The 20,744-nt window shown below is 72.7% G+C and carries 16 protein-coding genes; 7 read left to right on the top strand and 9 right to left on the bottom strand.

Annotated features, from left to right (window positions below; genetic code table 11):
- Positions 1-48: 48 nt before the first annotated feature.
- Positions 49-879, top strand: coding sequence for an ATP-binding cassette domain-containing protein (locus tag BRM1_RS08400; protein WP_268525169.1), 831 nt, complete (start codon positions 49-51; stop codon positions 877-879).
- A gap of 10 nt (positions 880-889) precedes the next feature.
- A complete protein-coding gene (locus tag BRM1_RS08395; RefSeq protein ID WP_268525167.1) occupies positions 890-3,079 on the top strand; it encodes a YhgE/Pip domain-containing protein in 2,190 nt (729 codons plus the stop codon).
- 20 nt (positions 3,080-3,099) lie between these two features.
- Here the strand turns inward: BRM1_RS08395 and BRM1_RS08390 are convergent, their stop codons facing one another.
- Entirely contained in the window at positions 3,100-3,447 is a 348-nt protein-coding gene (locus BRM1_RS08390) for a DUF2218 domain-containing protein (protein WP_160952832.1), read from the bottom strand.
- Positions 3,444-4,043, bottom strand: a complete 600-nt coding sequence (locus BRM1_RS08385) for a LysE/ArgO family amino acid transporter (protein WP_160952833.1) — start codon at positions 4,041-4,043, stop codon at positions 3,444-3,446. The genes BRM1_RS08390 and BRM1_RS08385 overlap by 4 nt, the downstream gene beginning before the upstream one ends.
- A gap of 132 nt (positions 4,044-4,175) precedes the next feature.
- Between BRM1_RS08385 and BRM1_RS08380 the strand changes: the two genes are divergently transcribed.
- Positions 4,176-5,237 (top strand): ArgP/LysG family DNA-binding transcriptional regulator, encoded by a 1,062-nt coding sequence (locus BRM1_RS08380; protein ID WP_160952834.1) that lies wholly within the window; start codon positions 4,176-4,178, stop codon positions 5,235-5,237.
- Between the two features lie 87 nt (positions 5,238-5,324).
- Here BRM1_RS08380 and BRM1_RS08375 read toward each other — a convergent pair whose 3' ends face one another.
- Complete coding sequence (locus BRM1_RS08375; protein WP_268525161.1) at positions 5,325-6,824, bottom strand: MFS transporter; 1,500 nt, start codon at positions 6,822-6,824, stop codon at positions 5,325-5,327.
- A 141-nt stretch (positions 6,825-6,965) separates the two neighbouring features.
- Here BRM1_RS08375 and BRM1_RS08370 point away from each other — a divergent pair, with 141 nt between their 5' ends.
- Entirely contained in the window at positions 6,966-7,574 is a 609-nt protein-coding gene (locus BRM1_RS08370) for a phosphatase PAP2 family protein (protein WP_268525159.1), read from the top strand.
- Positions 7,575-7,589: 15 nt separating this feature from the next.
- On the opposite strand, the gene BRM1_RS08365 is transcribed toward BRM1_RS08370, so the two are convergent.
- A complete protein-coding gene (locus tag BRM1_RS08365; RefSeq protein WP_268525156.1) occupies positions 7,590-9,002 on the bottom strand; it encodes a P1 family peptidase in 1,413 nt (470 codons plus the stop codon).
- A gap of 89 nt (positions 9,003-9,091) precedes the next feature.
- A complete protein-coding gene (locus tag BRM1_RS08360) occupies positions 9,092-10,660 on the bottom strand; it encodes an HNH endonuclease signature motif containing protein (protein ID WP_268525154.1) in 1,569 nt (522 codons plus the stop codon).
- Positions 10,661-10,929: 269 nt separating this feature from the next.
- Between BRM1_RS08360 and BRM1_RS08355 the strand changes: the two genes are divergently transcribed.
- A complete protein-coding gene (locus BRM1_RS08355; RefSeq protein WP_268525152.1) occupies positions 10,930-13,164 on the top strand; it encodes a RecQ family ATP-dependent DNA helicase in 2,235 nt (744 codons plus the stop codon).
- Between the two features lie 107 nt (positions 13,165-13,271).
- On the opposite strand, the gene BRM1_RS08350 is transcribed toward BRM1_RS08355, so the two are convergent.
- Positions 13,272-14,333: a cation diffusion facilitator family transporter gene (locus tag BRM1_RS08350; RefSeq protein ID WP_160952840.1), complete on the bottom strand. Its 1,062-nt coding sequence runs from the start codon at positions 14,331-14,333 to the stop codon at positions 13,272-13,274.
- A 203-nt stretch (positions 14,334-14,536) separates the two neighbouring features.
- Here BRM1_RS08350 and BRM1_RS08345 point away from each other — a divergent pair, with 203 nt between their 5' ends.
- On the top strand, positions 14,537-15,898 hold the full coding sequence (locus BRM1_RS08345; RefSeq protein ID WP_268525147.1) for an MFS transporter: 1,362 nt from the start codon (positions 14,537-14,539) through the stop codon (positions 15,896-15,898).
- Here BRM1_RS08345 and BRM1_RS08340 read toward each other — a convergent pair.
- Positions 15,895-17,184: an MFS transporter gene (locus BRM1_RS08340; RefSeq protein WP_268525144.1), complete on the bottom strand. Its 1,290-nt coding sequence runs from the start codon at positions 17,182-17,184 to the stop codon at positions 15,895-15,897. The genes BRM1_RS08345 and BRM1_RS08340 overlap by 4 nt on opposite strands.
- 175 nt (positions 17,185-17,359) lie before the next feature.
- On the bottom strand, positions 17,360-18,139 hold the full coding sequence (locus BRM1_RS08335; RefSeq protein ID WP_268525142.1) for a DedA family protein: 780 nt from the start codon (positions 18,137-18,139) through the stop codon (positions 17,360-17,362).
- Between the two features lie 40 nt (positions 18,140-18,179).
- On the opposite strand from BRM1_RS08335, the gene BRM1_RS08330 reads away from it, so the two are divergent.
- Complete coding sequence (locus tag BRM1_RS08330; RefSeq protein WP_268525140.1) at positions 18,180-19,136, top strand: zinc-binding dehydrogenase; 957 nt, start codon at positions 18,180-18,182, stop codon at positions 19,134-19,136.
- 6 nt (positions 19,137-19,142) lie between these two features.
- Here the strand turns inward: BRM1_RS08330 and BRM1_RS08325 are convergent, their stop codons facing one another.
- Positions 19,143-20,684 carry a carboxylesterase/lipase family protein gene (locus tag BRM1_RS08325; protein WP_268525139.1) on the bottom strand — a complete coding sequence of 514 codons (1,542 nt, stop codon included), beginning with the start codon at positions 20,682-20,684 and terminating at the stop codon, positions 19,143-19,145.
- Positions 20,685-20,744 lie beyond the last annotated feature (60 nt).

The following is a 20,744-nucleotide window of genomic DNA, read 5'->3' as shown; positions in this document are numbered from 1 at the left end:
GCGCCGCCGGCGCTGATACGATTGGCCATTCACACCTGGGAGGTCCTCGTGGGTTCTCTGTTCTCGTTCTTCTCCGCCCCGCGGATCGCCGCCGACTGGGACCCGGAGATGCCCGCCATCGCCGCCGCGGGCCTCGGCATGAAGGGCAGCAGGCCTGTCTTCGAAGGCGTCGAGACGCACGTGCCCACGGGCGGCCTGCTCGTCATCACCGGTCCCGAGGGGTCGGGCAAGACCTCGCTGCTGCTCGCCCTCGCGGGGCGCATGCGCGTCGATGCCGGGTCCGCGCAGATCTACGGGGTGGACCTGCGCCGCAGCGCGCGCACGGTTCGCGGGCTCGTCTCGATCGGCCACGTGAGCGGGCTGACGGACTTCGACAACAACCTGCGGGTGCGCCAGCTCGTCGCCGAGCGCCTCATCATGCTCCAGCCCTGGTACAAGCCGTGGGTGTCGAAGAAGCGGGTGAACGAGGTGCTCGAGCGGCTCGCGCGGATCTACCACGAGGTGCAGGGCGCCTATTCCGCCGTCGCGGGGTCGGACCCCAGCCCGTTCCCCACCGGCGCGTACGCCGATGAGCTGACCGACCTCGAGCAGTTCCTGCTCGACGCCGCCCTCGCCTCGCTGGCGAGGTCGCCCGTCCTGGCGCTCGACAACATCGACCTGCTGCGCCGCCGCGAGGACCGCGAGTGCGCATGGCTCGCGCTCCTCGTGGGCCGCACCATCTTCGAGAGCCCACAGGTGGGCCAGCCCACCCTCATCGTCACGTGCGAAACCCACGAGGAGCTCGACGAGGTCCTCGCCGACCGCGTCGCCCTCGACCACGCCCACGTCGCCGATCCCGCGTCCGAAATCGTCCACCTCGGGCTCCGCCCTCGCTCCTAAGGCAGTGCAGATGTTCTCCCTTCCGTTCCTCGAGCTCTCCCGCTTCAAGCGGAGCACGCTCACGCGACTCGCGATCATCGTGGTGCTCATCATCCCCACGATCTACGGCGGCACGTACCTGGCGTCGAACTGGGACCCCCCGGGCAACCTCGACAAGCTCGATGCCGCGATCGTCAACCTCGACCGGGGCGCCGAGCAGCCCTCGGCGACCGGGGGCAAGAGCGAGGGGCACGTGAACGCGGGCGATGAGCTCGTGGAGAACATGACCGGCGAGGACGGCGCGGGCTTCACCTGGAAGTCCACGAGCGCCTCGGAGGCCCAGCAGGGCCTGGACTCCGGGAAGTACGCGGCGATCCTCACGGTGCCCTCGGACTTCTCCGCGCACCTGGTCTCCACCGGCGGCGACGACCCGGAGCAGGCCCAGCTGAACATGCAGACCAACGATGCGAACAACTACATCGTGGGCAAGGCCGCCTCGCAGATCCTCAATGTCATCCGCGAGAACCTCAACAAGACGACGACGGGCAAGTACGTCAACCAGGTCTACATCGGCTTCAACAACATCTTCGACAACATCAGCAAGGCCGCCGACTCCGCTGGCGAGCTGCACGACGGGGCGGCCCAGCTGCACACGGGCTCCGTCAAGCTCGCCGACGGCGCGGACCAGCTGGCCGACGGCACCGGAGAGCTCGTGGACGGCACGGGGCAGGCCGTCACCGGCTCCCGCCAGCTGCACTCCGGGCTCGTCAAGCTCGACGCGGGGGCCGGGGACCTCGCCGATGCGACCGGCCAGGCCCGCTCGGGGTCGAAGACGCTGGCGTCCGGCGCCTCGCAGGTGGCCGACGGCACCGCGCAGCTCCAGGACAAGGCCGATGACGCGACGAAGAAGGCCGACGACTTCCACAGGCGCGCCGATGACCTCGTCAACGCCACCGCGCCCAAGATCGACCGCGCCGCGAAGGACTTCGACACGGCGCGCAACACCGTGCGCGGCGACATCGGCGACGACGTGGAGCGGCTGGCCAAGAAGTACCCCGACGATCCGGACATCCAGCGCCTCGTCAAGCGGGCGGATGCCGTGGGCGACGACCTCGACGCCGCCCACCAGCGGGCCGTGGACGCATTCGAGGACGGCAAGCAGCTGCGCAAGGACGCCCAGTCATCGGCCGACCGTCTCATCAAGCAGGTCGACCGGGCCGATCGCCAGATCGGCAAGCTCAACGACGGCGCGCAGCAGGTCGCCGCGGGCGCGGGCACGCTGCACACGGGGCTCGTGAAGCTCGACAAGGGCGCGAACACCCTCCACGACTCGACCGGCCAGGCGGCCAGCGGAGCCAAGCGGCTGGCGGACGGGGCGGTCAAGCTCAACGACGGCGCGGTCAAGCTCGACAAGGGCGCGAACACGCTCGCGGACAGCTCCCACCAGCTGGCCGACGGCGCCAAGAAGATCGACGACGGCTCCGGCCAGCTCGCCGCCGGCCTCGACGACGGGGCCAAGCAGATCCCCACGTACTCGAAGTCGGACCGCGAAAACCGCTCGGAAGTCGTCGCCCTGCCGGTGACCGGGGAGAACGAGCCCCAGAACGCGGTGAACTACTACGGCGAGGGGCTGGCGCCGTTCTTCATCTCGCTGGCGCTGTGGATCGGCGGCATGATCACGTACATGGTCATCAAGGCCATCCCGTTCCGGGCGCTCGCCTCCACCGCGAGCTCGTGGCGCGTGGCCTGGAGCGGCTACGTTCCGGCGCTCATCTTCGCGGTGGGCCAGGTCCTCATCCTGTGGGCCACGCTCGCGTTCATCCTCGACTTCACGGTGTCGTCGTGGCTGTGGACGCTGCTGTTCTCGATCATCGTCGCGGCGTCATTCCACACGATCCACCAGATGTGCGTCGTGCTGTTCGGCGCTGTGGGCCGCCTGCTGGCCCTCGTCCTGCTCATGGTCCAGCTGGGCGCGGCCGGCGGCACGTATCCGGTGCAGACGGCGCCCGCGTTCTTCCAGGCGATCTCGCCCTACCTGCCCATGACGTGGGCGGTGAGCGGGCTGCGGGCGCTCATCGCCGGCGGCGAGCCCATCCACGCGGTCCGCGCGGCGCTCGTCCTCATCCTCTTCGGCCTGTGCGGCCTGCTCGTGAGCACGATCGCGTGCTCGGCCAAGCGGGTGGTGAGGATCAAGGACCTCCACCCGAGCCTCGAGCTGTAGCTCCGTCCTCGAGGTCTCGCTCAGTCCTCGAGGTCGGCGACGCTCTGCGAGGTGCCCGGGGTGCCGTCCGTGCGCACCCACGAGCAGACGAGCTCGTCGCGCCGGCCGAACCGGATGAGGTGGATGCCGAGCACGTGCTCGAAGCGCGCCAGCGCCTCGGCGTCCACGGCCTCGAGCGCGAAGTCCAGCGCGGTGGGGGCCGAGGTCAGGCGCGCGGTGGCGGCGCCGTCGGCGAAGACGATCGTGCCGGTGCCCGCCTCGGCGTCCCACTGGGCGTCGGCCTTGCGGCCCATGTGGTCGCTCAGCTGCTTGGCGTAGCGGCCGGCGCGGTCGGTGGGCACGGATGCGGTGGAGGTGTGTGCGCTCATGCGCCCAGGATAAGCCGCAGCGCCAGCAGGGTCACGACGATCCCGATTCCGATGTCGATCCAGCGCCACGCGCGCGGCGACGACACCAGCGGGGCCAGCGCGCGGGCGCCGTACCCCAGGGCGGCGAACCACGTGACCGACCCGAGCATCGCCCCCAGGGAGAACGCCCACGCGTGCCCGGCCGACTGGTTGGCAAGCGTGCCGAGCATGGCCACCGTGTCGAGGTAGACCGCCGGGTTGAGGAACGTGATCGTGAGCGTGGTGAGCACCACCGTGCGCACCGAATCGGAGCCGCCGCCTGCGCGCAGCCCGCTGGCCGTGGCGGCGCTGCGGAAGGACTGGAAGGCGAAGTAGAGCAGGTAGAGCGCCCCGGCCCAGCGCAGCACCTCGAGCGCCCACGGGGCGGCCGTGACGAGGGCCCCTACGCCCAGGTTCCCGGCCGCGATGAGGCCGATGTCGGCCAGCGTGCAGATGGCGACGACCAGGCCGACGTGCTTGCGCGCCAGGCCCTGGCGCAGGATGAAGGCGTTCTGCGGACCGACGGCGATGATGATGGACCAGCCGGCGAGTAGGCCGGAGAAGGCGTGAGTGAGCATGGCTCAACGGTAGGTCCGCGCGGCCCGCGGCGGGGCCGAAAACGGGCCGTGAGTGGGTGAAGAAACGTGACAGATTCTCATCCTCATGCAGAATTGCTTCATGAGAGCGCGCGGGTCGGAGGGCAGGACGGGATGAATGTCGAGCAGTTGCGCGCCTTCGCCGCGGCGGTCGACGCCGGTGCGCTCGACGCCGCCGCACGGCGCCTGCACATCACGCCCTCGGCCGTGAGCCAGCGCATCCGGGCACTCGAGGCGCACGTGGGGGCGGTGCTGCTGCGGCGCACCTCGCCAGTGGCGCCCACGGAGGCCGGGCAGATCGTGCTGCGCACCGCCCGCCAGGTGCTGCTCGTGCAGGCCGATGCGCTCGCCTGCCTCGCCGAGGCGGGTCTCGGCGGCCCCCTCGCCACCGGCTCGGGCTCTGGTGGAGACGGCGACGGAGAGGCCGACGGAGCTGCGGGAGGCGCCGTCGTGCCCGTCGCACTGCGCCTGGCCGTCAACGCGGATTCTCTGGCCACGTGGCTGCGCCCGCTCTTCGCGCGCGCCGCGCAGTGGCCGGATGCGCTGCTCAGCCTGGAAGTCGTCGACCAGGGCAGCTCCGCTGCGCTGCTGACGAATGGGACCGTCATGGCCGCGCTCAGCTCGCAGCCGCGCCCGCCGGCGGGCTGCGCTGCGGTGGCGCTGGGCCGGATGCGCTATCGCGCGGTGGCCAGCGAGGCGCTGCTCGCCGAGCGCGGCATCGCGGTGCCGGCGGGGGATGCGGCGTCGTCGGACGGCGCGGTCCAGGAGGGGAGCGGGCCCGGTGGGGGCCTGCGGCGCGCCTCCGTGAGCGCGGCGCAGCTCGCCGCGCTGCCCTGGGTGGACTACGGTGCCGACGACGATCTCCAGACCGATCTCCTGGCCGCCCGCGGTGTCACCGAGGCGCCCGCCCACCACCAGGTGCCCACCTCCGAGGCATTCGCGCTGGCCGTGCGCGCCGGACTCGGCTGGGGCATGGTGCCCGAGGCGCAGCTGGCCGACGCGGCGGCGGGTGGTGCGCTGCCGCAGCCGCCCGCACCGCTCATCGCGCTCGCCGGACGCGGCACCACCGCCGATGTGCCGCTGTACCTGCACCGCTGGAAGCTCGCCTCCGAGCGGCTGGACCGCGTGTGCGCGGCGATCGCGGACCTGGCCCGCGCGGGCCTGCGCCGGAACTGAGTGCCGGCCCGCGCCTCGGCGGCGGGATGGTGCGGGTGCCAGCGAGGCCAGCGGGGCAGCGGCGAGCAGGCCGGCGGGCCGCCCGGCTCAGGCCGCGGCGCGGTCCTCCGCATCCACGTCCACGCCCGTGGGATCCCAGCGGATGAGCGCCACCGCGATCGCACCGGCCAGCGGGGCGCATGCGACGATCCAGAAGACGCCGGTGGACAGCGAAGCCGCGAGCATGGGGAACGCGATGAGCGAGACGATGGAGAACGTGCGCAGCACCGCCTGGTTGAAGCCCACCCCGATCCCGCGCAGCCGGCTGGGGTAGGACAGCGTCGCATAGTTCATGAGGTTCGCGCCCGGGCCGCCGGCCTGAGCGAAGATGAACGCGGCGAGCATGGCGATCGAGACGACGACGAGGCCGCCGGCCGGGATGCCCACGGCTGCGAGCACGATGAGCGCGGCCGCCTGGATGGCGAAGCCCGTGCCCGTCACCGCGCGCGTGCCGAAGCGGTTGACGATGCTCATGCCCAGCAGCCCGCCGAGCGCGCCGAAGCACAGGTTGATGATGAGCGAGGCCATGATCGTGACGAGCGGGCCCTGATGGAAGAGCGTCGTGATGATGAGCGGGGTTCCGTAGGCCACCGCGTTGTAGCCGAAGGTGGAGAACACGGAGACGCACAGCGCCAGGATCGTGCGCTTGCGGTAGCGGGGGCTGAAGAGCTCCGCGAAGTTCGCCCAGCGCGCGCGGCCCGCCCGGCCCTGCTGCGCCTCGGGCGCCTCGTAGACGACGTCGAGCGCGTGGTGGCTGCGCATGATGTCCACGGCGGAGGAGACGTCGCCGTTGTCGGCCAGCCACTGCGGCGATTCCGCCATGTAGCGGCGGCGCACGAGGAGCACGATGAGCGCCGGCACCGCGCCGAAGCCCACGACGATGCGCCACAGGATCGCGTGCTGCTCCATGGGCAGGAGCAGGAAGACGATGAGGACGATGAGGTAGCCGGTGCCCGTGGCGATGTACCAGGCCGGCGACCACGCGTTCACGCGCTGCGAGCGGTTGCCGCGCCCGGCGAGCTTGGAGAACTCGGCGAGGAACGCCATCGCGACGGGCAGGTCGAGGCCCACGCCGATGCCCATGATGAAGCGGAAGCCGATGAGCGACCACGCGTCCCAGGCCAGCGCGCAGCCCACGGCCGCGACGACGAAGAAGACCATGTCGGCCATGAACAGCTTGTAGCGGCCGAAGCGGTCCACGAGGTAGCCGCCGAACACCGCCCCCGCCACCGCGCCGATCATGATCGCGGCGTTGACGAAGCCCGTCATGAAGCCGTTGAGCCCGAACTCCGCCTTGATGGCGGTGATGCCGAATGCGATCGAGGAGAAGTCGTAGGCGTCCATGAAGATCCCGCCCAGCGCCAGCAGGATGATCGCCTTCGTCTTCGTGCCCTGGGAGCCGTAGAGGCCCAGGACGCGGTTGACGTCACCGGCGGTGCGGATGATGAGCGGCGCTGGCTGGCCGTGCTGTTCTGGCTGGCCGTGCTGTGAGGTGGGGGAGGGGGACGCGGAGGGGGAGGAGCCCGTGGCTCGGTGCTGTGCGTTCACCAGCGCATTCTGCTCCGGTGGTGGGTGGGCGGCGCGCCGGAAGGTCATGCGGTGTCACACGGGCACCGCGCGCCCCGGTGCTGGGCGGTCTCCCATCCGGACAGGGTTGAATGGGGCGATGAGCCATTCCGCCCCCGCCCCGTGATCACGGCATGGGCGGTGGCCGTCACCGAGGCGTTCTCTCCCGCGGGCACCATCCTGCTCGCGCTCGCCACCGGGCTGGTCCTGTGGTGGGCGCGCCGCAGCTGGCGGGTGCCGGTCTACGTCTTCGGGTCCGTCGCCCTGGCGGCGGGGATCACCTACCTGCTGAAGTTCGTCTTCGAGCGCCAGCGCCCGCCCGCCATCGACCGGCTCGTGTTCGAGGCGGACTACAGCTTCCCCTCGGGCCACGCGACCGGGACCGCCGCGCTCGCGTGCGCGGCGGCGGTGGTGGTGTGCGGGATGCTCCGACGCCCCGTGTCGATGGCCCTCGTGTGGGCGGCCGCCCTGGGGCTGTCCGTCCTCGTGGCGGCCACCCGCCTGTACCTGGGCGTCCACTGGTTCACCGACACCGCCGCCGGGTTCTGCGTGGGGGCCGGCACGGCGCTCGTCCTCTCCGCCCTCATCGATCCCGGGCGCGCTCCGGGTCTTGTGGCAGCGGGTGGTGCGGCCACGCGCAGGTCGTCCGAGAGCGGGCCGCACGAGGGCAGGTCACATGAGGGAGGGCCGCCCGAGGCCAGGTCACACGGGGGTGGGGCATCCGAGGGCTGACCGCCCGCAGGCGGTTCACGCCCGGGATGATCCGGCGGCCGGGGGCGATGCGAGGCCGAATCTGTCGAGCAGCGCCTTCAGTTCGGCCGCGTCGAGACCCGTGACCGTGTTGCCGTCGCGGCCGACCATCGTGGGGGCCGAGAGCATGGCGTTGACGATGGCCTCCTCGGTGGCTTCGATCGTGGCCCAGTAGAGCTCGTTGATGCTGCGATCGGTGAGCGTGCGCAGCCGGTCGAAGTCCGGTGCCTGCGCCGGATACCGCGTCGACTCCGCGAGCCCGGCCGTCGTGGAGAACGCAACGATCATGTCGCCGCTCGAGTACTCCCCGGCTCCGCCCGTGCGGGCGATGCCCATCCCGGCCCGCTGCGCGATCCGGCTGAGCTGATGCGGCAGCAGCGGCGCATCCGTGGCGACGATGACGATGATCGACCCCTCGCCCGGGGCCAGCGGGGAAGGCGAGGCCGAGGCGCTGCCGGACTCGCTGACTGACCCGCTGCCGGGCTCGCGACCGTGTGTGCCGCAGGCGGTGTTGCCTGGCCCGCTGGCGGCTGCGCTGCTTCCACCGGCTGCGCTGCCGGCTGCGCGGTTTCGTCCGGCTGCGCTGCGCCAATCCGTGGGACCGGGCTGCGGCAGCGGTGCGGACAGCAGCGCGCCCACCGGTGCGCCGTTGACCGTCAGCCGGCTGCGCGTGCCGTGGTTCGCCTGGACCAGCACGCCCACTGTGTAGTCACCCGCCTGGCCAGTGCCCGTGGCTGTGCCCATATTCGCGGCGGTGCCCATGTCGGTGTCAGTGCGCGTGGCAGCCTCAGTACCCGTGTCAGCGGCCGTGTTAGGGGCGGGGGCCGGCACGAGGCGCGAGGCGGTGCCGATGCCGCCCTTGAGGTCGTGGCAGATCATGCCGGTGCCCCCACCGACGCTGCCCTGCTCCACGGGGCCGCCCGCTGCGGCCTCGAGGGCCTGTGCGACCGCTTCCTCGGTGACGTGGAAGCCGGCGATGTCGTTGAGGAACGCGTCGTTGGTCTCCCCACAGACCGGCTGGCCGGAGAACGTGGGGTTGCCGTCGCTGCGCGCGGCCTGGTCGGCTCGGTGGCGGATGAGGCCGGTGCGCAGCGTGCCCAGGGCATTCGTGTTGCTCAGTGCGATGGGCGAGCTGAGCGTGCCCGATTCGATGAGCCACTGGATGCCCGTCATGTCCCCCTTGCCGTTGAGCCGGTGGAAGCCCGCGCACAGCGGGGCCGTCCACACGTCGTGGGGGCTGGGATCGATCACCGTGACGCCCGTCCGCACTGGTCCGGCTCCTCGGTCGAGCGGCCCCTCTCCCTCCATGCGCGTCCAGTGCCCCACGCGCACTCCCGCGACGTCGGTGATGGCGTTGTGGGTACCGGCGGTGCGCGTTCCGATCGCGATTCCCGCCTCGTGTGCCTGCATGGCCCCATCGTGGCATGCGCCCAGCAGTTCGGGCATTCCCGCAGCCGGGTTGGACGTGTGCAGCCGGGTTGGACATGTGCGCAACCGATTCAGAAGGGCGGTGGATCGTCGGTCACGGGGTCTGCACCGGTTGCGGGATCTGCCGAGCTGGGGAGGTCTGCACCGCCCGCGGGGTCTGAGGGATCCGCCGGGGGTGCTGCGAGTGGGGGAGGCGCGAGCCGCGCAATCTGGCACGCGTGCTCCACCTCGATGTGCGAGCCCGGTGGTGCCACTGGCCCGGCGACCGCCGCGGGGAACGTCCATCGGACGCCGCCGCCCACCCCCGGTATGCCCAGGGTCGCGACGGCCTCGCCGGCGGGTGCTGTCGCGAGGCCCGCCTGGTCATCTCGGGCGACGGTGAAGACTCCGCTGGTCTTGAGGTTGTGGTGGCGACGGCAGAGCGGATGGAGGTTCCACAGCTGCGTGAGGCCGCCCCGCTCGGGGTGCGCTCGTTGGAATGGGGAGATGTGGTCGATATCCGAGCTCTCCGCCCTGCGCGAGCATCCGGGCACGGTGCACCAGACCCAGCGCGCTCGGATCGCTGCTCTGAGGGCCGCGGGGACGGGATAGCTTCTGGCCATCGCCTCGACGGCCGTCCCCGTGACCGGATCGGTGAGGATGCGGCGCATCGACGGGGCGTGCACCGCGATCCGCCGGGCATCCTCGGCGGAGACCGGTGTGAGGTCATCGAGGTGGCCCGGGAGATCCGAGGCGCCGACGAGCGTGAGGAGGGGCAGCGTCACCTGGACGGCCGCCTGGCCGCGCAGCCAGGCCTCGCTCGTGGGCATGGTGACGGCAATGGCGGCGGTGGTCCCATCGGCCCGCTGCACCGGAAGGGTCAGCCGCGGCACGGAGAGGATGCCGAGGTCGAAGCGCAGCTGGTCGAGTGTCGCCTCGGCGGCGATCCGGTCGGCTGCTCCCAGCTCGGGTGTGTGCTCGGCCAGGACTCCGGTCTGCGAGGCGAGAATCGCCCGACCCCAGGCCGTGTAGCGGCGGTATGCCGCGGCTACGACCACCGTGGGGCCGGTGAACTGCATGCACGCCGTGCCGTCACCGTTGTTCCAATAGGCCACCCGGCGCCCGCGGTGCGCCTCGCTCTCCCGGTCCGGGGTGGGCAGGAGGGTGGCGAAGATGTCGTCGACCGCCTTCTTCCAGCGCTTCCACTCCCAGGCCGCGGGGACCGCGCAGACGAGCCCGTCGAAGCGGCTGCGCAGCGGTTCCCCCAACTGCATGCCCTTGCCGGCGGCGTATTCGAGACGGCCGTAGCGCAGCTGCGCCGCGGCAGCCAGCGCCAACAGGTCCGGCAGCACCGTCAACACGGCAAATGAGCGAGTGCCGAGCGTGTGCGCCCGGTGCAGGCTGATGTCCGCCCCCGCGGCCAGCGCCGCCCACGCCGCCTCCGGCAGTGCCGCGAGGAGGTCTGCGAACTCCGCGGGCAGCTGGTCGGACGAGGCGCGCGCATCCGTGCCCCGTCCGGTGCCCAGGGGTGTGCGCTCGAGGAGATAGGCGCGGGTCAGCTGGGCGCACACGGCCTGCGCTCGCGCGAGGTGGGCCGCGTCGAGGACTGCCTCCGCGGCTGTGAGCGCCGGGGGTGTCTGGGGTGCGTGCTGGGCGGTCACCGGGTGCTCCCTTCGCGACGCTGCGGTTGTCTGGCCGCTCCGGTGACGCCGTGGGAGGTGTCCCTGGAGCGCCCTGCGAGCGGCAATCAAACCACTCGTACGATGCTTGTGTTCGATTGTAGTCCGATATATATTCGAATGGAAGAGGCTGTTGCAGGAATTCTGCGACGCTCTCTGGTGGAGAAAGGGGGGCAGCTGTGGACGAGTGTGAGACGAGCGGTCCGGGTGCGGCCGGGGCCGTGTCAGCGGGCATCGCTACAGTCGGGGGCATGAGCGACGCCGGCAATGATGGAGCGGGCCCTGCCGAAGACGGGCCGGATGCGGTCGAAGTGGGTGAGCATGTGCCGGACGCCGCCCCGGCCAGCGGTGGGGCCGGTGGGCTGCGGGAAGCTGCCGGTCAGGTGCTCGCACAGCTGACGGGGCGCGCGGATGCGCAGTTCCGCGATGGGCAGTTTGAGGCGATCGAGGCCCTCGTGTCCGGCCGCCGCCGGGCGCTCGTGGTCCAGCGCACGGGCTGGGGGAAGTCCGCCGTCTACTTCGTCGCCTCGCGGCTGATCCGGCAGGGCTTCGGGCAGCGTGCCGGGGCAGGCGGGCCCACCCTCATCATCTCGCCGCTCCTCGCGCTCATGCGGGACCAGGTTGCGGCAGCCGCCCGGGCGGGGGTGAGGGCGGTGACGATCAACTCGTCGAACGCCACGGAATGGGACGATGTGCTCGCCGCGCTCGACCGGAACGAGGTCGACGTCCTGCTCATCTCGCCGGAGCGGCTGACGAACCCCAAGTTCCGGGAGCGCGTCCTGGGCCGGCTGCTCGGGGGCGTCGGCATGATCGTGGTGGACGAGGCCCACTGCATCTCCGACTGGGGACACGACTTCCGCCCCGACTACAGGAGGATCGGGGCGCTGCTGGCGGAGCTCCCGGCGGATCTCCCGGTGCTCGCGACCACTGCCACGGCCAACGAGCGCGTCGTCGACGATGTGGCCGCGCAGCTGGGAGCCGACACCCTCGTCATCCGCGGCCCGCTTGCCCGCGACTCGCTGCGGCTCGGCGTGGCCGATACCGCGCCGCCGGGCCGGCGGATCGCCTGGCTGGCCGAGCACCTGGGCGACTTCGCGGGCTCGGGGATCATCTACACGCTCACGGTCTCCGCCGCCCAGGACGTGGCGCGCGCGCTGCGCCAGGCCGGCTGGGAGGTCGCGCCCTACACGGGGGGCACGGACACGGAGGAGCGCGAGGCACTCGAGGCGCGGCTCAAGGGCAATGACCTCAAGGCGCTCGTCGCCACCTCCGCGCTCGGCATGGGGTTCGACAAGCCGGATCTGGGCTTCGTCATCCACCTGGGCGCGCCGTCGTCGGCCGTGGCGTACTACCAGCAGGTGGGTCGCGCTGGACGCGCCACCGATTCGGCGGACGTGCTGCTGCTGCCCGGCCCGGAGGATCCGGATATCTGGGAGTACTTCGCCACGGCTTCGATGCCGGACCCGGAGGCGGCTCGGGCCGTTCTCGCGGCCCTCGACGCGGCGCGCGCGGATTCCGATTCGGGCGGGGGCAGCCCGGCGCTCTCGGTTCCCGCGCTCGAACCGCTCGTGGGCGCCAAGCGCTCGCGCCTCGAGCTGCTGCTCAAAACGCTGCAGGTGGACGGGGCGGTCGATCGCGTGGCCGGCGGCTTCGTGTCGACGGGCGCCGGGTGGACCTACGACGAGGAGCGGTACGCGGCGGTGGCGCAGGCGCGCCGCCGCGAGGCGCAGGCCATGCTCGACTACGAGGCGGGTCGGATGTGCCGCATGCGCTTCCTCGCCGAGCAGCTCGATGACCCCGCGGCTGCCGACTGCGGGCGCTGCGACGTGTGCGCGGGCCCCTGGTGGTCGTCCGAGGTCTCCGAGGAGGGCCGCTCGCGCGCCGAATCGGTGCTCTCCGGGGTGGGTCTCGAACTCGATCCGCGCGCGGCGTGGCCCACGGGCCTGCCCAAGATCGGTGTCCAGCTCAAGGGGAAGATCCCCGAGGCCGAGCGGGTGGGACCGGGCCGGGTGATCGCGCGCCTGACGGACCTGGGCCCCGGCCAGGCGCTGCGCGGGTTCCTCGCCGCCGGTGCCGAGGACGCCCCGGTGCCGGCGAACATCGGCTCCTGGTGCCTGCGCGTGCTCTCCGAATGGGAGTGGGCCGAGCGCCCCACCGCGGTGGTGGGGGTTCCGAGTGCCGTGCGCCCGCACACGGTGCGCTCCCTGGCCGCCGAGCTCGCTGCCGCGGGAAAGCTCATCGATGCCGGTGACCTCCAGCTCCTCCACGACCCGGGAACGCCGGATTCGAACAGCGCGTATCGGCTGCGCGGGCTCCACGACGCGTTCTTCGTCCCGGAGTCGGTCGCCCAGGCGGTCGCGGGGCAGGTCGTGCTGCTCGTCGACACCGAGGTGGTCTCGCGGTGGACCATGACCATCGCCGGGCGCGAGCTGCGCCTTGCCGGAGCCAAGGAGGTGCTGCCCTTCGCCCTGGCGCTGCGCGCCTGAGCAGCAGGGCCGGGAACGGCCCACCCCGCTCGGCGCTGCCCGCAGGCCAGCCGGACCGGTCTTGCCCGCAGGCCAGCCGGGCCGGTCTTGCCCGTAGGCCAGCCGGCTCAGTCCTGCGCGGCGGGGTCTTCGTACCAGTCGGGCAGCGGCTCGAGGCCGAGCTGCGTGGTGTCCCCCGGTCGCGTGAGTGTGAGGAGGGCGCGCGCCACGACCTGCTGGCGCTCCAGCCGGTCCTCCACGTCCTGCATGAGCCGGCGCAGCTCGGACTCGCGGGCGTCACCGGCGACGTCGACCGACGCGAGCACGAGGATCTGGTTGGCGCCCACCCACTCCGTGTGGAAGAAGCTGACGCTCGCGATCTCGGGGCTGTCGAGGATGATCTTGAGCAGCTCGTTGCGCACGAGCGGCGTACCGCCCTCACCCGTGAGCAGCGAGGCGTTGCGGGAGATGAGGACGATCGCGACGATGCCCAGCAGCACCCCCACGAGGATCGAGCCCAGCGCGTCCCAGATCGCATTGCCCGTGATCTGGTGCAGGAACAGGCCCGCGCCGGCGATGAGGAGGCCCAGGAGGGCCGCGGAGTCCTCCGCGAAGACCGCGCGCAGCATGGGATCGGACGTCTTCGCCACGTAGCGCAGCGGATCCAGGCGCCGCCGACGCGCGCCGCGCCGCGTCTGCCGCAGCGCCTGCAGGAACGAGGTCCCCTCGAGCGCGAATGAGATGGCGAGCACCACGTAGCCCCACAGGTAGTCCTCGCCCTCGCTCTCCACGGTCAGCGACTGGATGCCGTGCCAGATCGATACGCCGGCGCCCACCGCGAACAGGCCGATCGCCGCGAACATCGCCCATACGAACCCCGAGCGCCCGTAGCCCAGCGGGTGGGAGCGGTCCGCGGGCTTCCGGGAGCGCTTCTCGCCGATGAGGAGGAAGATCTCATTGCCGGTGTCCGCCCACGAGTGCGCGGCCTCGGCGAGCATCGAGGCGGACCCCGTGAGCGCGGCGACGATGGACTTGGCCACGGCGACGAGGAAATTGGCCGCAAACGCGAGGACGACCGTGACCCCGCTGCCGGACTCCTGCTCGGCACCGCGGGCATGGCTGCCGCCGGCATCACTGGAGGCCGGCGGGTGGCCCTCGCGGGGCTGGGGGTGCTGCGCGGCTGAGCTCATGGCGGTGCCTTCCGGACGTCGAGCGGGATGCGGCGGGCCGAGTGCCCGCAGACGTTCGCGACCGGCGCAGCCCCGCCCGCTCAAGTATGCCTGCCGCAGCCGATGGCGCGGTCACGGGCCGGCAGCCGGTCTCGAGTGACCAGACGTCCTGCATGCCAAGACGCGCCGATTCGGAATCCGGACACTGGGGTGACAATGGCGGCATGGGCGCGGCCGACGGCAGGGATGACACGCACAGCACCAGTACCGGTGCGAACACCAGCGCAGGCCCCGCCGAACCGGTGCCCACCCCCGCACCCGGTGTCCGTCCGTGGGCCCGCAGCCTGGCCATCTGCACGTTCGGTTCGTTCACGACGATTGTCGGCATGACGATGCTCGTGCCCTTCCTGCCCGTCTACATCCGGCAGCTGGGCGTGCAGGACCCGGATGCGATCGTCCACTGGTCCGCGATCTGCTTCGGCGCGACCTACCTCGTGGCGGCGCTCGTCGCCCCGCTGTGGGGGATGCTCGGCGATCGGTGGGGGCGCAAGTCCATGCTCGTGCGCGCGGGGCTGGGCATGAGCATCGCGATCGGCCTCACGGGCCTCGCCCAGGACGTGGGGCAGCTCCTGGCCCTGCGCCTGCTCACCGGTCTGCTGGGTGGCTTCGCCTCCGGTGCCATGATCCTCGTCGCGGACCTCACGCCGGTCGCCCGCCGCGCCTTCGCGGTGGGCGTGCTGACCTCCGGCGTCATGGCCGGCAACCTCGCCGGCCCCGTGCTCGGCGGGCTGCTCCCGCCCCTCGTGGGCCCCCGGGTGGTCTTCGGGTGGACGGGCGCCCTCATCTTCACCGCGTTCCTCGCCGTCGTGCTCGGCCTGCCTGCGGACCGGCCCCAGCGCCGACCCGTCGCTCCCGATGGGCCAGCCACCCCCGCTGCGCCCAGCGCCCCCGCCGGACCCTCCGACCCGCCCGCGGCGCCCGGCCCGCCCGGTGCACAGGGAGAGCGGGCGCCGGCGCGCGCCTCGGCGGCCATCGTGCTGCTGCTCGCGATCGCCTCGCTCATCACGTTCGCGAGCATGTCCGTCGAGCCCTTCATCACCCTGCTGAGCGCCCAGCTGCCGGGCGGGCAGCCTGCGGCGCTGTGGGGCGGGATCGCGCTGTCGGCCACCGCGGCCGGCACGATGATCGCGGGGCCCGTGCTCGGGCGCGCGGCCGATGCCATCGGGCCGCGGCGGGTCCTCGCCCTCTCGCTCGCGGCCGCCGCGCTGTGCGCGAGCGCGCAGTACCTTGCCCACTCGGCCCCAGCGCTCGTCGCCCTGCGCTTCGCGCTGGGGCTCGCCGTGGGCGGGCTGGCCCCGGCCGTCACCTCGGCGCTGCGCGCGCTGGTGCCGGCCGCCCGGGTGGGCCGCGTGCTGGGGCTCATGGTCGCCGCCCAGCACGCCGGCCAGGTGCTCGGTCCGCTCTTCGGGGCCTGGGTCGCGACGGCGGCGGGGATGCGCGAGGCGTTCCTCGCCTCGGGCGCCGTGCTGGCGCTCGGAGCGGGCCTGGCCGCGCTCGCCCTGCGGCGACGAAACCAGCCCTCCTAGCCGTCCACGGTGTCGCGCGGCGCGCGGTAGCGCATGAACGACGGAGCGAGCGCCGCGGCGGCGAGCACGCCCACGATGCACAGCACCCCACCGCCGATCGAGGTCCACGCGGTCCCCACGAGGGACGTCGCGTAGCCGTGGACCACGTCCGCAATGCGCGGGCCGCCGGCCACCACGACGGTGAAGACGCCCTGCAGGCGCCCGCGCTTGTCGTCGTCGGCCGCCTGCTGGAGCATCGTCGTGCGGAACGCCGCGGAGATCGTATCGGCCCCGCCGCCCACCATGAGGCACGCCAGCGCGCCTACCAGGGCCGCCCACCACAGGGAGTGCGCCAGCGGCAGGAAGGCGCCGAACAGGGCCATCGCCGCGCCCCAGACCACGATGCAGATGACGACGGCGCGGCCCTGCCGGGAGACGCGCGAGACCCAGCCGGAGAAGACGCCGGCCGCAGTCGCGCCGATGCTCAGGCCAGCCGACAGCAGCGCGAACACCGCCCCACCGCTGGGCGGGCCGCCGAAGGACTCGTGCGCGATCTGCGGGAACATGGCCCGCGGCATCCCGAAGACCATCGCGATGATGTCGACGACGAAGCTCATGAGCAGCACCGGCGAGGTGCGCAGGTACGCGAAGCCCTCCATCACGCTCGCGAAGCCCGCCCGGCGCACCTGTCCGCCCGCGTCGGTGCGCGGGGGCAGGGCGGGCAGGCGCGCGATCGCCCACAGCGCCACGCCCAGGGCCACGGCATCGAACGCGTAGAGCAGCGGATAGCCCAGCACGGGGATGAGCATGCCGCCCACGAGCGGGCCGACGATCGCCCCGAACGTCATGAGGGTCATGTTCAGCGTGTTCGCGGCGGCCAGCTGGGAACTGTGCACCAGCGAGGGCAGGATCGCCGAGCGGGCCGGCTGGTTGACCGCGAAGAACGCCTGCTGGAGAGCCAGCGCCACGAGCACGAGCCACACGCTGTCGGTGCGGATGAATGCGAGCAGCCACAGCAGCCCGCTCGCCGCCGCGAGGCCCAGCCCCGTGACCATGAGCAGGCGCCGGCGGTCCATCGCATCGGACAGCGAGCCGCCGTAGAGGCCGAACACCACGAGCGGCACCAGGCCGAAGATGCCGGTGAGGCCCACGTAGGCGGAGCTGCCGGTGATGGAGTAGATCTGCGCGGGCACCGCGACGATCGTCAGCTGGGCGCCGATGACCGTGACGATGTTGGCGATGAAGAGGCGCCGATAGGCCGGCACGCGCAGCGGGCGGGTGTCGGCGAACAGGTCGCGCAGAGCCAAGGAGCCTCCTCGGGGCGGGCATCGGGCGTGGGAGAGCCTATGCGATGGGCGCCGTAGCCGTGCACCGCGCCCGAGGCGCGAACCGGACGGGCACGCAGGACGCCTCGAGCGCACCTCGCGCGCACCCCGCGCGCCTCGGGCACGTAGGGCGCCTCGGGCGGCCCAGTGAGAGCGCCTACCGGCCCTGCGCGCTCTGGCGCCGGGCCTCCTTCCAGCCGCTCCACACCGCGATGCCCACGATGATGGCCAGTGAGACCCACAGGGCGTACTTGTCGACGAGCTTGAGCAGGTCGACAGCGGGCTGGCCGATCTCGAAGCCGATCCACGCGCAGCCCCAGCTCAGCACCAGTGCTCCGGCGGCGTTGCACAGGAAGAACGTCCAGAAGCGCATGCCGGACCAGCCGGAGATGAGCCACACGATGCTGCCGGGCACACCGGGGAACCGGCCCAGCACGACGAGCGCGATGAGCAGCCAGCGCGGCAGGCGGCGGATCTGCTCGGCGCGGCGGTACGTGCGCTCCGTGTTCGCGAAGATCGACACGATGCGCTCGCCCCAGCGGCGCCCCGCGAACCACCACAGCCAGTCGAACTTCATCATGCCCGCCCAGCCCGCGGCGACGACGATCCACAGCGGGTGGGACTCGACGGCCGCGAAGGCCCCCGCGCCGGCCACCACGGTCTTGGCCCCGATGAGGAACGACAGCAGCACGGGCATCTTGGCGATGAGCATGGGCCGCAGCGGCCACATGACCAGGTAGAAGAGCGGAATGATGAAGAGGAAGGCGAGCAGCACCCGGTCGCTGGGCCGCGGGGTGCCCTCCCACGGCAGCAGGTCGCGCATGGTGCGCACCTGCCGGGGCCCCTGCGGCGCGAGGCGCTCGGCGACATCGCCATCCGGGGCGGCGTCGTCCTCCGGCGCAGCCGCGTCGTCGGGGACTGCCTTCTCTTCGCTCATGGGCTCCACCCTAGAGCGCGGGCGGGCATAGCATTGCCCCATGGTGATCTTCGGCTTCGAATCCTACGGCGGCCCGAGCGCCGCGCGCTTCATCGAGGTGGACGAGTCCGCCCCGCAGCCCGGGCACGTGCTCATCGAGGTAGAGGCGACCGCCGTGAACCCCGGTGACATCAAGGTCCGCTCCGGTCAGCGCCAGGGCGCATTCCCGGTCGCGTTCCCCATGGCGATGGGCCGCGAGGCCGCCGGCCGGGTCGTCGCTGCCCCGGACGGCGCGTTCCCGCCCGGCACGCGCGTCTTCGGCGCCGCCGCCGCGGGCTTCGGCACGTTCGCCCCGCGCGCGCTGCTGGCCGCGGAGTCCGTCGCCGAGGTGCCCGAGGGCGTGAGCTCAGCCGCCGCCGCCTGCGTGCCGGTCGCGGTGGGCACGGCCTACGACGCGCTTGCCGACCTCCACCTCCAGCGCGGCCAGACCCTCCTCGTGCTCGGCGCCGGCGGCGGCGTGGGCACGGCCGCCCTGCAGCTGGCGCACTCCGCCGGCGCGCACACGGTGGGCGTGGCCTCCGAGTCCAAGCGCGACGTCGTCGAGGCCGCCGGCGCCGTGTTCGTCCGCTCCGGGCCCGGCTGGCCGCAGCGGGCGCTGGCCGCCGCGGGAATCCCGGACGCCGTGCTCGACCTCGTGGGCGGGGAGGCGCTCACCGCCGGCGCGGCGCTCGGCTCCGATACGCGCCCCGCGGGGGCGGGCGATGCGATCCCGTTCGCGCAGGCGCTGCGCGACATGCGCCTCATCAGCGCCGCCGATCCCGAGCGGGCCGCACAGCTGGGCGGCAGCGGGATCCGCCGCCGGCGCTCCGCCGAGGTCTACGCCAAGCTCGCGGCGCTGCTCGCCTCCGGCGCGCTCGAGGTCAGCATCGGCCGCCGCTTCCACTTCTCCCAGGCCGACCGGGCCGTCGCCGCAGTCGAGGGCGGCCACGCCGCGGGCAAGGTCGTCGTCTACATGTGAGCCGCTCTACGGCTCCGGGCGCGCGGCGGGCTGGAGGCCCAGGGCGTGCGCGCGGTCCTCGGCGTAGGCCTGCCAGCGCGCGAGCAGCGGGTAGGGGCCATCGTGGGGCTCGGCGTCGAAGATGCGCACGGCGTGCGATGCGTCCCAGGCCGGCCAGCCGGGATCGCCGGTGGCCGCGAAGCGCACCCACGCCTCGCGCAGCTGCTCGCCCACGCGGCGCTCCGCGGCGCTGGGCCGCGGGTAGATGAGGCGGCCCATGTCCGAATCGAACTGGTCGAAGATGAGCGGCACATCGGCGGCGTGGGCCGAGCCGATGCCGCCCTCCGGGGCGAGGGCGAGGAGGTAGGCGTACGTGGCCCCGCCCGCCTCGGCGTGCGCCTGGGCCAGCTGCATGGCCGGGACCGTGAACACCCAGTCCGACTGCACCGCCTCGTAGAGGTCCTCCGGTTCGCGTCCCTCGAACAGCGCCGCGTAGGCCTCGAGCGCGCCGGCGGGGCCGAGCGCGGCCAGCCGCGCCTGCGCGAGGCCGGCGTCGACCTCGCGGGGCCGGTAGGCCATGAAGAGGCGGAATTCATCGCTGTTGTGGCCGATGATGACCTCGGCATCGCGGCTCGCCCCGTGGGCCAGGGATTCCCAGGGGTCCGCGGGCAGCGTCAGCCCGTCCACCACCGGGCACAGGAGCGGCTCGAAGGCCGAGGCCCGGCCCAGCTCGGAGCGGTGCTCGCGCTGCGCGCTGATGTAGCGAGCCGTCAGGGCCTCGAAGCGGGCGGGCTCGATGCGGGCGAACGCCTCGGGCGTGGGCTCCAGGCCCGCCGCGTCGGCGAAGAGCTCCGTGGCCCGGGCGGCCAGGGCGGAGTCGATGAACATCGCTGGAGGGCTCTGCAGGATCGCCCGGCGGAACAGCCCGCGCGCGGCGGGCATGGCGAGCAGGGCCTGCACGGAGCCGGCGCCCGCGGACTCGCCCATGAGCGTGACCCGGTCCGGATCCCCGCCGAATGCCGCGATGTTCTCCCGCACCCACGACAGGGCGGCGACCTGGTCGAGCAGGCCGCGGTTGGAGGGGAAGTCGATGGTCTCCGGGCTGGCGGGGAAGTGGAGGAAGCCCTCGACCCCCAGGCGGTAGTTGAGGGTGACGAAGACGCAGCCCAGTTGCGCGAAGGGGGTGCCGTCGTAGGTGGGCTCCGCGGAGGAGCCCTGGATGTAGGCGCCCCCGTGGATCCAGACGATGACGGGCAGGCCCTCACCGGCCCCGTCCGGTTGCTCAACTGGGCTTCCGGCGGGGGCCCACACGTTGAGCGTGAGCCAGTCGTCGCCGTCGCGGTGGTCCGCCAGCGGCGCCTGCCCATCCGGGGCGAACTGGGGCGGTGGCGGGCCGAACCGATCGGCGGCGAAGACACCGGTGTGCGCGGCGGGAGGCTGCGGGGCGCGGAACCTGTTGGGTCCCACGGGCGGTGCCGCGTACGGCAGGCCCAGGAACCGGTCGATGCCGTCTGTCGTGGTGCCGCGGACGCGGCCGAGGGCGGTGCTGACTTCCGGTGCGCTCGTCATGGGCCGAGTCTATTCAACGAGCGCGTCGCCGTGCGACCAGAGCGATCCGCCGGGTAACCG

The organism is Brevibacterium sp. BRM-1, from assembly GCF_026802075.1.
GTDB lineage: Bacteria > Actinomycetota > Actinomycetes > Actinomycetales > Brevibacteriaceae > Brevibacterium > Brevibacterium rongguiense.
The sequence above is the reverse complement of the archived record's forward strand: the minus strand, read 5'-3'. Positions and strand labels throughout refer to the sequence as shown.